This is a genomic window from Paracoccus sp. Arc7-R13, assembly GCF_004010775.1.
GTDB lineage: Bacteria > Pseudomonadota > Alphaproteobacteria > Rhodobacterales > Rhodobacteraceae > Paracoccus > Paracoccus marcusii.
The window spans coordinates 83,900-99,471 of record NZ_CP034811.1 but is presented as its reverse complement, the minus strand read 5'-3'; the positions used below and the strand labels follow the sequence as shown (position 1 = coordinate 99,471).

Here is a 15,572-nt window from a genome sequence, read left to right as displayed (position 1 = left end):
TGCTAATGCCCGGTTAGCGTGCCCCCGCTTGACTTGGCCCGGCCCCCCGCCTAGGCACGCGCCCTTCGCAGACACAGGGCAGGGCATCCGACATGGCACCGCGCGGCAACGGCCTGGGCATCGACTTCGGCACCTCGAACTCGGCAGCAGGACATGCGCCGGACGGGACGCCGCGCCTGATCCGGCTGGAACCGGGGCAGACGACCATGCCCACGACCTTTTTCCTGGACGCAGACAGCCGCACCACCCTGATGGGCCAGCCCGCGAACCGCGCCCTGCTGGACGGGCACGAGGGCCGCTTCATGCGGGCGCTGAAGCGCGTTCTGGGCACATCGCTGATGCACGAAAAGCGGATGATCCTGAACGAGAGGGTGACCTTCGTCGACCTGATCGCGCGCTTCTTGAACCGCATCAAGACGCGGGCCGAGGCCGAGACCGGGCAGACCTTCGACCGCGCGCTGTCGGGCCGGCCCGTCGTCTTTCATGGCGATGGCGACCCGCGCGAGGCGCAGGCCGAGGACGATCTGCGTCAATGCTACCTGGCCGCGGGCTTTCGCGACGTGGACTTCATGCCCGAGCCCGAGGCCGCGGCCATCGCCGCCGGTGCCGCGCGGCCCGGCGCCACGGGCCTGATCGTGGACGTGGGCGGCGGCACGTCAGATTTCTCGCTGTTCCAGGGGCAGGGGGCGGGGGTGCGGATCCTGGCCAGTCACGGCGTGCGGATCGGCGGCACCGATTTCGACCGCGCGGTCAGTCTGGATCACGTGATGCCGCTGCTGGGCCGGGGATCGGTCCTTCGCAAGGCGATGGGGCCGGGGACGTCGCCCGTACCGAACGCCATCTACAACGACCTTGCCACGTGGGAGAAGATCCCCTTTGTGAACACCCCCCAGAACCGCCGCATGGTCGCCGAAATGGTCCGGCTGGCCGAACAGCCCGACGCCATGGCCCGCCTGTCGCGCGTGCTGGGGGACGATCTGGGCCACGATCTGGCCTTTGCCGTCGAACGCGGCAAGATCGCCGCCAATGACGGTGCCGACGACGCGGCCATCCTGCTGGACGAGGTCGAACGCGGCCTGTCCGCGCCGCTGGCCGGGCAGGCGTTGGCCGACAGCCTTTCGCGCCACGCCAGCCAGCTGCACGAGGGCGCCGTCGAGACGCTGCACCGCGCACAGCTGACCCCGGCGCAGGTCGACCGGGTGATCTATGTCGGGGGGTCAAGCCTGATGACGGTTGTGGGCGACACGATGCGCGCGGCCTTTCCCGATGCAGATCATTCGGCACGGGACGTGTTCACGGCCGTGGCCGACGGGCTGGCCATCGCGGCGCGGTAGGGGCGGGGAAGGCTGGCGGAAGGGAATGGGAGTCGAACCCACCCGGGACAGGCTCGCTGCCCCAACCGGATTTGAAGTCCGGCCAAACCACCGGGTCTGATGCCCTTCCGCGGTCCTTCGTCCCTGTCACCTAGGGGCTGGTGGCGGGTCCTGCAATAGAATGTTTCGCAACATGGCGGCCCGGGACGCAAGCTGCGATGCCAGGTCGCGGTGGTCCGGGTCGTCGAACGTCACGGCATTGACGGCCTGACACAGGCTTGCCACCGCCCGGTCGCGGTCCTGCGCGGACACGCGGGCGAACTGTCGCGCCACAGTCGCGACCATCAGGTTGCCCGTCGGGCGCATCGCATGGAACGCCGCAAGGGTCGCCAGCCGCAGGGGCCAGACCTGATCGACGTGACGCGCCAGGCGGACATAGACGGCGATGAAATCCGGAGGCAGGGATTCGTTGATCCGCGGGGCGTCCTGCAGGGGCGCGTCGGGGGACAGTCCAAGCAGCCCTGCGAACACGCCGATGAAATCCGCGTCCAGCCGGGCCAGCACCCGCGCCGAGGCCCCTGTCTTGTCCGCGATCAGATCGGCCATGGGGCCAAGGTCCATCATCGCGCGGATGGCGGGCATGCGGCAGAAGACCGCAAAATCGGGCAGGCTCAGCGGCCTGCCCGGTGGCACCGGGTTGATCAGCGCCTGTTTCCACAACGACCGCAGCCACCCGTCCAGATCGCGCCCGACCAGGAACAGGGTCGTGTCGAAACCCGTCAGCACTTCTCGGGCCTGCTGCCAGGCGCTGTCTTGGATCAGCGCCCGATTGGTCATCACCCCCTCGCAGGACAGGATCAGCGTGTGGGCGCGCCCATCACGCAGGGGGCCGGTCTCGGCCGCAAGCCGCGACAGGTCGCCGCGCTTCAACCCCTGGACCAGCCATTGATGCTTGGGGTCGCGGGGCATGTCGACCGAGGCATAGACGATGCCCTGCGCCGCCAGCACCCCGCGGTTCAGATGGCACCACGCCTGCAGTGTGGACGTCCCGGTCTTGGGCGGACCGGGATGCAGGATCACGCGCGGACGGCTGTCGTTCATGCGCGCCATGTCGGCCCGATCCGCCGGCGATGTCAACGCAGGGTGCGCCCTCAGCCCGCCAGCAGCGCGGCGTTCCCCCCCGCGGCGGTGGTGTCGACGCAGAGGTGGCGTTCATGCGTGACGTGGGCGCTGTCCGGCACCGCCGTGATCAGCGGCACCAGCGGACCTTGCCGCGCGGCCAGGGCCCGGGCCATCGCCCGCCCCGTCGCCACGTCACCCCACCACAGCACCGCAGCCACATCGGGCAGATCGCGCAGCGCATGCGGATCGACATCGCCCTCTGCGACAATTGCCTGACCGCCGGCATCGGTCACGGCACGTGCCTGTGCGGCCGCGGCAGGGGCGCCGGGGCCCAGGCACAGGACGGGGCCGCGGGGCAGGGTGGTCAGGCGGTTCAGCTCTCCGGTCGGGCCAGGCATCAGCTGGTCGGTGGGCGCGGCGCCAGGGACGGGACGGGTCAGCGCCGCAGCCAGGCGGTCGGTGCTGTCGGCCCCGGTCCAGTCCGTCGCCGCGGCGGCGGGGGCTGCGGGCGCGAACAGCCGCGTCAGGTACTGCGGGCCGCCGGCCTTGGGTCCCGTGCCCGACAGGCCCTCTCCGCCAAAGGGCTGGCTGCCGACGGTGGCGCCGACCTGGTTGCGGTTGACGTACAGGTTGCCCGCATGGACCGCCTGCGTGACCTCCTGCACCCGGCTGTCGATGCGCGAATGCAGCCCGAAGGTCAGCCCGTACCCCGTCGCGTTGATCGCCGCCACGACCCGGTCCAGGTCACGCGCCTTGAAGGTCGCGACATGCAGGACGGGGCCGAAGATCTCGCGCTCCAGCGCGTGGATGCCGTCGATGCGGATCAGCGTGGGCGGTACGAAATGCCCCGTGGCGGGCGCCGCGATCTGGTGCAGGATCCGGTCGCGGTTCTGGTCCAGATACGCCAGGATCCCGGCCTGCGCCTCGGCGTCTATGACCGGGCCGACATCGGTGGACAGATCCCACGGGTCGCCCACGCGCAGCTGGTCCATCGCCCCCTGGATCATCGCGATCAGGTGCGGGGCCACGTCCTCCTGCACGTAGAGGCAGCGCAGCGCCGAACAGCGCTGGCCCGCCGACCGGAAGCTGGAGGCGATGATGTCGCGCACCGCCTGTTCGGGCAGGGCCGTGCTGTCCACGATCATCGCGTTCAGACCGCCCGTCTCCGCGATCAGCGGGGTGCCGGGGGCCATGTGGTCCGCCATGCTGGCGGCGATCAGCCGCGCCGTATCGGTGCCGCCGGTAAAGACGACGCCCTTGATGCGCGGATCGCGGGTCAGCGCCGCACCGACCGTCGCGCCGTCGCCCGGCAGCAGCTGCAGTGCGTCGGCGGGAACGCCCGCGCGGTGCATCAGGCGCACGGCAAGGGCGGCGATCAGCGGGGTCTGTTCGGCCGGCTTGGCCAGCACCGCGTTCCCCGCCATCAGTGCCGCCGCGACCTGTCCGGTGAAGATCGCCAACGGAAAGTTCCAGGGGCTGATCGCAGCGATGATCCCGCGCGGGGCATCCGTGCGGCCCTCGCCCTGCTGAGCGTAATAGCGCAGGAAATCCACCGCCTCGCGCAGTTCGGCCACGGCGTCGTTCAGAGTCTTGCCCGCCTCGCGGGCCAGGATGCCGAAGATCGGGCCGAAATCAGCCTCGAACAGGTCCGCGGCGCGGCGCAGGGTCGCGGCCCGTTCCGAGGCAGGGGCCGCCCAGGGGCGGGCCGCATCGATGGCGCGGGTCACCGTGGCCTCGTCCGCCTCGGTGACGGTCGCCAGGATGTCGCCGGTGGCGGGGTTCAGCACCGGGCTGGCCTGTCCGGTCGCCGCCTGCGCGGTCAAGGGGCCGGCATCGGCGATGGACCCGTCACGGGCGGCAAAGATCCGGTCCAGCTGGTCGCGGGCGGCCAAGTCAAAGCCCTGCGCGTTCACGCGGCCCGCGCCATAGATCGCATGGGGCGCCAGCAGGGTCGCGGGGGCCTGGGCCGTCGCCAGCGCGTCGAAGGGATCGCGGGCGATCTGTTCGGGCGTCACGTCCAGATCGACGATCTGGTTCACGAAGCTGCTGTTCGCGCCGTTCTCCAGCAGGCGGCGCACCAGATAGGCCAGCAGGTCCTGATGCGCGCCGACCGGGGCATAAATGCGGCAGGCGGTGCGATGATCGCGCATGACGATGTCGTGCAGCCGCTCTCCCATCCCGTGCAGGCGCTGGAATTCGAAGGGCGCATCGCCCGCAAGTTCCAGGATGGCCGCGACGCTGTGCGCGTTGTGCGTGGCGAATTGCGGATAGATGCGGTCGGTCATGCCCAACAGCCTCTTCGCCAGCGCGACATAGCTGACATCCGTCGCGGTCTTGGAGGTGAACAGCGGGAAATCCGGATGCCCTTCGACCTGGGCGCGCTTCATCTCGGTATCCCAATAGGCGCCCTTGACCAGGCGCAGCATGATGCGGCGGTCGTGGCGGACCGCCAGCGCGTGCAGCGCATCGATCATCGGCCCCGCCCGCTTGCCATAGGCCTGCACGACCACGCCGAACCCGTCCCATCCGGCCAGATCGGGGTCCGGCAGGACGGCCTCGATCACCTGCAGCGACAGGGCCAGGCGGTCTTGCTCCTCGGCGTCGATGTTCAGGCCCATGTTCGCCGCACGCGCCCGGCGGGCCAGATCGCGGACCACGGGGACCAGTTCGGCCATCACCCGATCCTCCTGCGCGACCTCATAGCGGGGGTGCAGCGCCGACAGCTTGATCGAGATGCCGGGGTTCCGGGCGACGGAGCCATGCGTGCAAGCGCCGGCGATGGCCGCGATGGCCTTGCGGTATTCGTCGGCATAGCGGTCGGCGTCGCGGGCGGTCATCGCCGCTTCGCCCAGCATGTCATAGCTGTAGGTGTATCCCTTGGCCTCCTGACCCTTCGCCCGGTCCAACGCGGCGTCGATGGTCTGGCCCAAGACGAACTGGCGTCCCATCTCGCGCATCGCGCGGGTGACGGCGGTGCGGATCACCGGCTCTCCAAGGCGGCGGACCGCGCCGCGCAGGGTGCCGGCCAGACCGGGCTTGCTGTCGTCCAGCACCCGCCCCGTCAGCATCAGCGCCCAGGTCGAAGCGTTGACCAGGCTGGAAGAGCTGTCGCCCAGGTGGCGGCCCCAATCGGAGGGGGCGATCTTGTCCTCGATCAGCGCATCGATGGTGGCACGGTCGGGCACGCGCAGCATCGCCTCGGCCAGGCACATCAGGGCCACGCCCTCGCGGGTGGACAGGCCGTATTCGGCCAGCATCAGCTCCATCATCGTGGGCCTGGATTCGGCGCGGATGCGGCGGATCAGGTTGGCCGCGCGGTCGCTAATCCGCGCACGGGTATCAGGCGACAGCGCCGCATCGCGGACCAGCCGGTCCAGCAGGGGCGCTTCGGGTTGGAACTTGGCGGAAAAGGAAAGGTCGGTCATGGCGGCACCCCTGTCTGATATCGGCAGAATATCGCGTGCCGTCTGGACGATGGGACCAATGATGGGCAGGATCGCAGCCATATCGTCCAATCACGGGGCATAAGACGTGACCGAAATCCTGGACCCGATCAATCGCCGCATCCTGGCGGAACTGGTGGCCAACGCCCGCATCCCGGTGACCGAACTGGCGCGCAAGGTCGGCCTGTCCAAGACCCCCGTGGCCCTGCGCATCCGCCAGCTGGAGGAGGCGGGGCTGATCACCGGATACCGGGCCATCCTGTCGCCCGTGCGCCTTGGCCTGACCCATGTCACCTATGTCGAGATGCGCCTGTCGGACACCCGCCACAAGGCGCTGGAATCGTTCAACGCCGCCATCCGCCTGATTCCCGAGGTCGAGGAATGCTACATGATCGCGGGGGGGTTCGACTATCTGCTCAAGGTGCGGTCGCGCGACATGGCCGATTACCGTCGCATCATGGCGGAAAAGCTCTCCGCCCTGCCGCATGTCGCCTCGACTTCCAGCTATGTCGCGATGGAGGCGGTGATCGAACAGGGCATCGCCCCGATCTAGCCGAACAGGTCCAGCCGGTGCGGGTTCAGGCGGCGCAGATCCCCCCGGCGCAGCGTGACGCCGTGCCGGTCGAAGAAATCCAGGATCTCGATGGCGACCTTGCGGCCGTTCTGAACGCGGTCGCGAAACAGGGGGGCGGTGAACCAGCCGTCCGGCGTCGCGGCCGCCACATCGCGCAGGATGGTCACCATGTCGGCGGTCACAGCGCGCGCAAAGAAATGGTCATGCGCGATCTGGTCGGTGCGGCCCAGCTTCTGCGTCATGCGCAGCACGCGGCGCACCTCCTTTTCGTCCACCCCGAAGTCGGTCGCGAAATCGCGCACCCGCGGCGGGCGATAGCGCAAATCGCCCGTCAGGGACGGAAGGATGCGGGCCCACAGCGCCTCGTCATCGGCCGACAGGCGCACCTCGTGGCCGGGCAGGCGCAGAAAGGCGCCGTCGGGGACGATCCGGCCGGCATCCGCTTCGCCCCGCAGCAGCGCCAGATAGGCGTCCTTGGGCAGCCGCGGCGTCAGCGCCAGGCGCAGCCGTTCGCGGCCCATGCCCGGCAGGTCGGGGTTCTCGGCGTGAAAGGCGGACAGCGCGTCGATGATGCCCCGCTGCAGCGCGTCCAGATGCGCGGGCGACAGGGCCAGCCCCGCGACGATCCGTGCTCCGGACAATGCCGCGGCCGCATCGGCGGGCGACAGGGCGCGGTCGCGCACAAAGACCGCCGAATCGACCGGGCCCACCGCCAGCATCGCTTGCAGCGGATCGGGGGCTTGGGCGGCGTCGATCAGCGCCAGCCGTTCAGGGGTGCGCCGTTTGCGGGCGGGAGGGCGCAGGTCCAGGAAATGCCCGCCGCCGATGGTGCGGCTGGCCGACACGTCGCGCAGGATGAACCGGTCGCCGATGGTCGCGGCGATGGGACGGTCTAGCACGATCTGGACCGGACCGCTGTGACCGGGAGCGATGGGGTCGCCCAAAGGCACGATCCGCGCGCCCAGTTCGGCGGCGTGGCTGTGCAGGCGGGCGGGAAACCACGTGCCGATTGGCTTCGGCTCCGTGTCCAGCACGGTCAGGACGGCATCGATCCGTTCGGTCGGCGCATGCAGCGCGGGGGCCAACACGATGTCGCCCCGATGGATCGCGTCCTTGGCGACTGCCTCTCCCGCCAGGTTCAGGGCGCAGCGTTGCCCGGCAAGACCGTGGGTCGCCTGCCGGTTCTGTGCATGGATGCCACGGACCCGCGCCGCGATCCCCGACGGGCTGATCGTCACCAGATCGCCGACGGCGACCTGCCCGGACAGCACCGTGCCGGTCACCACCGTCCCTGCGCCCTGCAGGGTGAAGCTGCGATCGACCGCCAGGCGAAAGCCCGCATCGGCGGCGCGATGGGCCACCTGCGCCTCGGCGGCGATCAGGGCGTCGCGCAGGCTGTCCACGCCCTCGCCGGTCAGGGACGACACAGGGATGATCGGCGCATCCGCCAGCCCGCTGTCGGCCAGGGCGTCGCGGATCTGGGCCGTGACTTCGGCGCGGCGGTCGGCATCGGCCAGATCGGCCTTGGTCAGCGCGACCAGCCCCTGCGACAGGCCCAGCAGGTCCAGGATCGCCAGATGCTCTCGCGTCTGCGGCATGATGCCGTCATCGGCGGCCACGACCAGCAGGGCCAGGTCGATCCCGCCCGCGCCTGCCAGCATGGTGTGGATCAGCCGTTCGTGCCCCGGCACGTCGACGAAACCTGTGACGGTGCCGCCGCCAAGATCGGCATAGGCGAATCCCAGGTCGATGGTGATGCCTCGGGCCTTTTCCTCTGCCAGGCGGTCCGCATCGGTGCCGGTCAACGCCTTGACCAGCGCGGTCTTGCCGTGGTCGATATGCCCCGCGGTTCCGACGATCACGTCAGCGCCTCCAGCAGGTCACGGTCGTCGTCCAGACAGCGCAGGTCCAGGATCAGCGCGCCGTCGCGGATATGGCCGATGACCGGACGCGGTCGGTCGCGCAGCCACGCCGCCAGGCGGTCCGGCGCGTCGCCGCCCGCCCCGCTGATCCGCAGCCCGGCGGACGGAATCGTGTCCGTCGGCAGCGAGCCCGATCCGATCTGGCTGGCGCAGTCCGTTGGAACGACCCGATGATCGGGCAGCAGCGCCGCGACCTGCGGCGCCAGACGCGCGGCCTGCGCCGCGATGTCGGCCTGCGAACGGGACAGCATGCGCAGCACGGGCAGCCGCTGGTCCAGCCGGTCGGGGTCTCGATAAAGGCGCAGCGTCGCCTGCAGCGCGGCGATGCGGATCTTGTCCAGCCGCACGGCGCGCTTCATGGGGTTCCTGTTGATCCGCGCGATCAGGTCGCGCCGGCCCACGATGAACCCCGCCTGCGGCCCGCCCAGCAGCTTGTCGCCTGAAAAGGTGATCAGGTCCGCGCCTTCGGCCACGGCTTCGGCGACGGTGGGTTCGCGGCGCAGGCCCCAACGGGACAGATCGACCAGCGACCCCGCGCCCAGGTCGTTCAGCATCACCACCCCGGCATCGCGCGCGATGGCGGCCAGGTCCGGGGGCGGAACCTCGGCGGTGAACCCCTCGATACGATAGTTCGATGTGTGGACCTTGAGGATCAGCCCGGTCCGGTCGGTGATCGCGTCGCGATAGTCGCGGGGGTGGGTGCGGTTGGTCGTCCCGACCTCGACCAGCCGGGTGCCGGCGCGGGCCATGATGTCGGGCATGCGGAATGCGCCGCCGATCTCGATCAGCTCGCCGCGCGAGACGATGCTGTCACGGTCTTGGCCGAAGGTGTTCAGCGCGATCAGGACGGCGGCCGCATTGTTGTTGACGATGGTCGCGTCCTCGGCCCCGGTTAGCTCGCACAGAAGACCGCGCAGATGGTCGTCACGCTGGCCGCGCCCGCCGGTCGCCAGGTCGAATTCCAGTGCCAGCGGCGCGGCCATTGCGGCGGAGGCGGCCTCGATCGCCTCGTCCGCTAGGATCGCACGGCCCAGGTTGGTGTGCAGAACGGTGCCGGTCAGGTTCAGGATCGGGCGCAGCTGCGTGACCGCCGCCGCCGCCAGATCGGCGGCCAGCAGGTGCGGCAGGCGTGCGGCCTCGGCCGCGCCGTCGGCCCCGTCGCGGATGGCCGCGCGGGCCGCATCAAGGCGTAGACGCGCGGTCCGGGTCACCGCCTGACGGCCATGAGCGTCGATCAGCGACGGCACCGCCAACAGCACCTGATCGACCGATGGCAGCGCCCTGAACCCCGACATCAATAGCCTGCAAGGAACGGGTTGAACCCGCCGCGATGCTTGTCGGTGTCCTTCATCAGCAGGTCCAGCCCCAGGCTGCCGACGTCGTCGGCGATCGCCTCAAGGCTGGGGTTCTTGTTCTGGTACAGGATCTTGACCCAACTGTCGCAATCGCCACAGACCTCGGCCCGGACAGTCGCCTGGTCGGTCTCGACGCTGCGATAGCTGATCTGGCCGGTCTGGCCGCAGCACAGGCAGGTCAGGCGGACCTCGTTCCATTGGGTCTGGCAGCAGGCGCAGGCGGCATAGCGCACGCCGTCCAGATCGCCGACCCCGATCACGCTGGAGGTCGCGGGCTTGCCGCCGCAGACCGGGCAGACGCCCGTGCGGATCTTGACCAGTTGATCGGCGGGCAGCCCCGCGGCAAGGCGCGACAGATGCAGCTGCACGGCCAGCGACGCGAACAGGTGCGGCGCGATGCTGTCATCGGGAATGCTGTCGGACAGGATGTTCTCCAGCAGCCAGTGACGATCGGCCAGGGGCGCGGCGGTCACGGCGGACAGCGCGATGCGCGCGGGTTCCGGCATGTCCAGCGCCGCCGCATGGGTCAGCACCGCGTCCAGGACGGCATGCAGGTCGGGGTCGGATGCCAGCCGCTGTCGGTCGATTGGCGGCATGCGGTTTTCGCGGGCCAGGCGGATGCGGTCGGCGGGTAGGGGAGCGGGGCGGGGCAGTTCCTCCGCCAGCCGGGCCTGGAGGTCCGCTAGCTGACCCAGAAAGGCCAGCCACGGCCCAAGGTTGTCGCTGTGCTGCGCCAGGAAGGCCAGGCGCTTGGCACGGGTCGCGAACAGGCGCATGGGCTTGGGCAAAAACACCAGCGGCGCCGTGGGTACGCCGCCGATGGCCGATGGATCGGGTTGGATGGTGGTGTTCATGTCAGTCTCCGGGCCGAACCGGCCACAGGGGATGCCGGTGATGGTGGCCGGCAGATTACTCTGCCGGGCCCTTGTTGTCGCGGCTGGCGATCTCTCGCAGCCATTTGCGGTGGTGGCGCCAGGCCCATCCGCCGGTGACCGTGCCCCGGGTCATCGCGCGCAGCGTGCCCCGCGTCCAGATCGCGGCATAGACGTGCATGATGAACACCAGGATGATCGCGACCGCGGACAGCGCATGCACCAGGACCGCGATGCGGCGCAGCGGCACGCTGACCAGATGGCCGGCGACCTGCTGCCAGATCATCACGCCGGTGACGATCAGCACGATGATCAGGGCGGACATGCCCCAGAAGACGAACTTCTGGCCCGCGTTGTACTTGCCCAGTTCGGGCAGGTTCTCCTCGCGGCCCTTCACCACGTCGCCGATCTGGGCGACCCAGGTCGTGTCCTCTGGCTTGGGCATGTTCAGGCGCCACAGCTGGATGAACATCAGCGCGAAGCTGAGGAACAGCACCACGCCGATGATCGGATGGATCCAGCGCGTGGTCTGCCCGCCGCCGAAAAGCCCGGTCAGGAAGTACAGCGACGGGTCGAACAGCGCCAGGCCGGACAGCGCCAGCGCGATCAGGCTGAACGCGGTCACCCAGTGGTTCGCGCGCGTGAACCCGCGATAGCGGCTGACCTCGACCGGCTGGATGCTTTCCAGCCGGTCACCCCGTTCCGAGTAGTACGGACGATGCGCCATCAGACGTGCCCCCCGCCGGTCGGACCGCCGTCGGGGTCTTCGCCCTTGACCAGCTTGTCGGCGGCCTCGATGTCATGCTCCTCGACCTCGTTGCCGCGGGCGAACAGACCGTGCAGCGTGGCACCCACCGCGGCCAGACCGATGGCCGCCAGGCCCGCGGTCTTGGTCACGCCCTTCCAGCCCTCGACCACCGGAGAGATCCGAGGATTTTCGGGCAGGTCGTTGTAGATGCCGGGCTTGTCCGCGTGATGCAGCACGTACATCACGTGGGTGCCGCCCACGCCGGCCGGATCGTACAGGCCCGCGTTTTCATAGCCGCGCGATTTCAGGTCCTCGATCCGGGTCTCGGCATGCGCCTGCATGTCGGCCTTGGTGCCGAAGACGATGGCCTGCGTGGGGCAGGCCTTGGCACAGGCGGGACCTTGGCCCACGGCCACGCGATCCGAACACAAGGTGCACTTGTAGCTCTTGTGGTCGGTCTGGCTGATGCGCGGGATGTCGAAGGGACAGCCGGTGACGCAATAGCCGCAGCCGATGCAATTGTCGTGGATGAAATCCACGATGCCATTGGAATACTGCACGATGGCACCCGGCGCCGGGCAGGCCTTGAGGCAGCCCGGATCCTCGCAATGCATGCAGCCGTCCTTGCGGATCAGCCATTCCAGGTCGTTGGTCGCCGGGTTCTCCCATTCCGCGAAACGCATCAGGGTGAACATGTCGGGGGTCAGGTCGTGGGGGTTCTCATAGACCCCCACGTTCTCTCCCACCGCCGGGGTCGTATCGTTCCATTCCACGCAGGCGGACTGGCAGGCCTTGCAGCCGATGCACTTGGACACATCGATCAGCTTGGCCAGCTTTTCCAGCTGGCGGTCCGGTTGCGGCACGTTCCGCGTGGCCGAGATGCGCACGACGTCGCGCGCATCGAAATAGGCCTCGGTCGGTTGCACGGGCGGGTTGGACGCCGCCGTGGTCGGGCTGTTTGCCATGTCGTTCATGCCACCGGCTCCTCGGTTGCGGGTTCGATGTTGACCAGGAACGCCTTGAATTCAGGCGTGTCCGTGTTCGCATCCCCGATGAACGGCGTCAGGCTGTTCGGCCCCCAACCCTTCTTGGCGGCCCCCATGAAGCCCCAGTGCAGCGGAATGCCCACCACATGGACGGGCTTGCCGTCACAGATCAGCGGCTGCAGGCGACGGGTGACCACCGCCTTGGCCCAGACCTGTCCGCGCTTGCCAAAGACGCGCACGCGGCTGCCGTTGGTGATGCCGCGCTCCTCGGCCAGCTGGACGCTGATCTCCACGAAGAACTCGGGCTGCAACGCGGCGTTCACCCGGTTGTGCTTGGTCCAGTAGTGGAAATGCTCGGTCAGGCGATAGGAGGTCGCGACGAACGGAAACTCGTCGCTGGTCCCAAGCCGGGCCACGTCGCTTTCGAAGACACGCGCCACCGGGTTCCCGCGCATCCGCGCGTTGAACACGTTGGCCATCGGGCTTTCGAACGGCTCCATATGCGTCGGGAAGGGCCCGTCGCGCATCATGCCCCGGCTGAACAGGCGCGAGACGCCCTCCTGGTTCATGATGAAGGGTCCGACCGTCGACGGGTCCGCCGTCGGCGCGATGTCGGGCACGTCGTAGCCGCCCCATTTCGCCCCGTCCCACTGGATCAGCGGGCGCGTGGCATCCCAAGGCTGGCCCGCCATGTCGGCCGAGGCGCGGTTGTACAGCACGCGACGGTTGGCCGGCCAGGCAAAGGCCCAGTTCAGGAACATGCCGGTCTCGTCGGGATCGGAATTGTCCCGCCGTGCCATCATGTTGCCGTCCTCGGTCCAGCTGCCGGCATAGATCCAGCAGCCCGCCATGGTCGTCCCGTCATCGCGCAGCTGTCCGAAGCCGGACACCTGCTGACCCGCCTGCAGGATCTGCGCGCCCGTGGCCGGGTCCGTCACCGGAGCCAGCGCGCGGCCGTTCATCTCCTTGGCCAGTTCCTCGGGCGTGGGCTCTCCCGGATCGGCATAGTCCCAGGACAGGTTCACGATCGGATCGGGGAAGGCGCCGCCTTCGGCCCGATACAGGTCGCGCACCCGTGTCCAGATCTGCGCCATGATCCAGGTGTCGTGCTTGGCCTCGCCCGGCGGCGTCGCACCCGGCCAGTGCCATTGCAGCCAGCGGCCCGAATTGACCAGCGCGCCCTCGTCCTCGGCAAAGCAGGTCGTGGGCAGTTCCAGCACTTCGGTCTGGATGCTGGCCGTGTCGACCTCGTTATGCGCGCCGTGGTTCTCCCAGAAATGCGAGGTCTCGGTGGACAGGGGGTCCATCACGACCAGCATCTTCAGCTTGGACAGGCCCGCCGTCACCTTGCCGCGGTCCGGGATGGACAGCATCGGGTTGAAGCCCTGGCAGAAGTACAGGTTCACCCGGTCGTTGTTCATCAGTTCGAACATGCGCAGGATGTCATAGGCCGGAACGTCCAGCTTGGGCAGGTATTCGTATGCCCAGTCATTCTCGGCCGTGGCGGCATCGCCCCACATCGCCTTGAGGAAGCTGACCATGAACTTGGGATAGTTCTGCCAATAGCTGGTCTGACCCGGCTGCAGCGGCGTGAACTCGCGCGTGGACAGATAGGTCTGCCAGTCGACCTCCTTCTCGGTCGGGATGTTCAGGTATCCCGGGATCAGGTTCGACATCAGGCCGATATCGGTCAGGCCCTGGATGTTGGAGTGACCGCGCAGCGCGTTCATCCCGCCACCGCGGACACCGATATTGCCCAGGATCAGCTGCAGCATCGCCATGCCGCGGATGTTCTGGGCGCCCTTGGAATGCTGGGTCCAGCCAAGCGCGTACATGGACGTCATCGTCCGGTCCACGGCGGAGCATTCGCCGATCATCCCGCAGATATCCAGGAACTTGTCACGCGGCGTGCCGGTGATGTTCTCCACGAATTCCGGCGTGTAGACGTCGACATGCTGCTTGAGCATGTTCCAGACGCAGCGCGGGTCCTGCAGCGTGGGATCGGTCAGCGCAAAGCCGTCCTCGCCTATCTGATAGTCCCAGCTCTCCTTGTTGAAGTCGCGCTTTTCCTCGTCATAGCCGGTAAACAGGCCGTCGGACCAGCCGAAGTCCTCGCGCACCAGGAAGGACGCGTTGGTATAGTTGCGGACATAGTCCCACTGGACCTTGTCGTTCTCGATGCACCAGCGGATCACCCCCATCAGGAAGGCGATGTCGGTGCCCGGACGGATCGGCGCATAGTAGTCCGCGACCGATGCGGTGCGGGTATAACGCGGGTCGACCACGATCAGCTTGGCGCCGCGATGCGCCTTGGCCTCGGTCACCCACTTGAAACCACACGGATGCGCCTCGGCGGCGTTGCCGCCCATGACGATCGCCAGGTCGGTGTTCTTGATGTCAGTCCATGGATTGGTCATCGCTCCACGGCCGAATGTCGGGCCCAAACTGGACACCGTAGGGCCGTGTCAGACGCGTGCCTGGTTGTCGAATCCCACAATCCCCATGGACCGGACCGTCTTGTAGGTCAGCCATGCGGTTTCGTTGGTCGTGGCCGACGCCGCCAGGAATCCCGTCGTCGTCCAGCGGTTGACGGGGGTGCCGTCATCGTTGGTGGCGATGAAGTTCGCGTCCCGATCATCCTTGAGGGCGCGGGCGATCTTGTCCAGCGCCTCCTCCCAGGTGATCTCCTCGAAGCGGTCCGATCCCGGACGGCGCAGGCGGGGCTGCGTCAGGCGCGTGGGCGCATGGACGAAGTCCTTCAGCGCGGCGCCCTTGGGGCACAGCGTTCCGCGGTTCGTGGGGTGATCGGCATCGCCCTCGATATGCATCAGCTCGGCGGTTTCGCCGGCCTTCACGTCCCCGCGCGAATACATGATGATCCCGCAGGCGACCGAGCAATAGGGACAGGTGTTGCGTGTTTCCGTGGTCGTGGCCAGCTTGAACGCGCGCACATGCGCCGCCTCCGCTGCCTCGGCCCCGCCGAAGCCCATGGCTCCAAGCGACGTTGCCGCAACCCCCGCACCCGCTAGCCGTAAAAAGCCGCGACGCGAAAGGTCGATATTCATGGGACCCTCCCTCTGCCTGTCAAATTCGATAGGTACATCCCAATTCTCTGCCGCGGCCCCGGCCAAGTCAAGGCACGAAGCCTTGCGCGCGACCGAACGGACGGTCTAGAACAGGGCATCAAGCCGATGCGCCGGGGGCGTTCGGGCCGCGTGGCTCCGCCGGAAACGGGGG

The 15,572-nt window shown here is 68.5% G+C and carries 10 protein-coding genes and 1 tRNA gene; 2 read left to right on the top strand and 9 right to left on the bottom strand.

Going from position 1 to position 15,572, the window contains the following annotated elements; all coding sequences use genetic code 11:
• Window positions 1–92 precede the first annotated feature (92 nt).
• Window positions 93–1,334: an Hsp70 family protein gene (locus EOJ32_RS16550; RefSeq protein ID WP_127899496.1), complete on the top strand. Its 1,242-nt coding sequence runs from the start codon at window positions 93–95 to the stop codon at window positions 1,332–1,334.
• Window positions 1,335–1,347: 13 nt separating this feature from the next.
• Here the strand turns inward: EOJ32_RS16550 and EOJ32_RS16545 are convergent.
• The 3 genes from EOJ32_RS16545 to putA form a co-directional block, all read right to left on the bottom strand.
• Window positions 1,348–1,443: transfer RNA gene (locus EOJ32_RS16545), tRNA-Sec, on the bottom strand.
• 17 nt (window positions 1,444–1,460) lie between these two features.
• Window positions 1,461–2,423, bottom strand: coding sequence for a hypothetical protein (locus EOJ32_RS16540; RefSeq protein ID WP_127899495.1), 963 nt, complete (start codon window positions 2,421–2,423; stop codon window positions 1,461–1,463).
• Between the two features lie 41 nt (window positions 2,424–2,464).
• Window positions 2,465–5,860, bottom strand: a complete 3,396-nt coding sequence (gene putA / locus EOJ32_RS16535) for a bifunctional proline dehydrogenase/L-glutamate gamma-semialdehyde dehydrogenase PutA (RefSeq protein ID WP_127899494.1) — start codon at window positions 5,858–5,860, stop codon at window positions 2,465–2,467.
• Window positions 5,861–5,966: 106 nt separating this feature from the next.
• Here putA and EOJ32_RS16530 point away from each other — a divergent pair, with 106 nt between their 5' ends.
• Window positions 5,967–6,431: an Lrp/AsnC family transcriptional regulator gene (locus tag EOJ32_RS16530; RefSeq protein WP_127899493.1), complete on the top strand. Its 465-nt coding sequence runs from the start codon at window positions 5,967–5,969 to the stop codon at window positions 6,429–6,431.
• Here EOJ32_RS16530 and selB read toward each other — a convergent pair.
• From selB to fdnG, 6 genes are read right to left on the bottom strand one after another with little or no spacing between them, the layout of a single operon-like run.
• Window positions 6,428–8,314 (bottom strand): selenocysteine-specific translation elongation factor, encoded by a 1,887-nt coding sequence (gene selB, locus EOJ32_RS16525; RefSeq protein ID WP_127899492.1) that lies wholly within the window; start codon window positions 8,312–8,314, stop codon window positions 6,428–6,430. The genes EOJ32_RS16530 and selB overlap by 4 nt on opposite strands.
• Window positions 8,311–9,669 (bottom strand): L-seryl-tRNA(Sec) selenium transferase, encoded by a 1,359-nt coding sequence (gene selA, locus EOJ32_RS16520; RefSeq protein ID WP_127899491.1) that lies wholly within the window; start codon window positions 9,667–9,669, stop codon window positions 8,311–8,313. The genes selB and selA overlap by 4 nt, the downstream gene beginning before the upstream one ends.
• A complete protein-coding gene (gene fdhE / locus EOJ32_RS16515; RefSeq protein WP_045983440.1) occupies window positions 9,669–10,583 on the bottom strand; it encodes a formate dehydrogenase accessory protein FdhE in 915 nt (304 codons plus the stop codon). Before fdhE ends, selA begins: the two co-directional genes overlap by 1 nt.
• A gap of 55 nt (window positions 10,584–10,638) precedes the next feature.
• Window positions 10,639–11,328 carry a formate dehydrogenase subunit gamma gene (locus tag EOJ32_RS16510; protein ID WP_045983439.1) on the bottom strand — a complete coding sequence of 230 codons (690 nt, stop codon included), beginning with the start codon at window positions 11,326–11,328 and terminating at the stop codon, window positions 10,639–10,641.
• Complete coding sequence (gene fdxH, locus EOJ32_RS16505) at window positions 11,328–12,314, bottom strand: formate dehydrogenase subunit beta (RefSeq protein WP_127899561.1); 987 nt, start codon at window positions 12,312–12,314, stop codon at window positions 11,328–11,330. The genes EOJ32_RS16510 and fdxH overlap by 1 nt, the downstream gene beginning before the upstream one ends.
• Window positions 12,315–12,319: 5 nt before the next feature.
• Entirely contained in the window at window positions 12,320–15,400 is a 3,081-nt protein-coding gene (gene fdnG / locus EOJ32_RS16500; RefSeq protein ID WP_139085352.1) for a formate dehydrogenase-N subunit alpha, read from the bottom strand.
• Window positions 15,401–15,572: the final 172 nt, after the last annotated feature.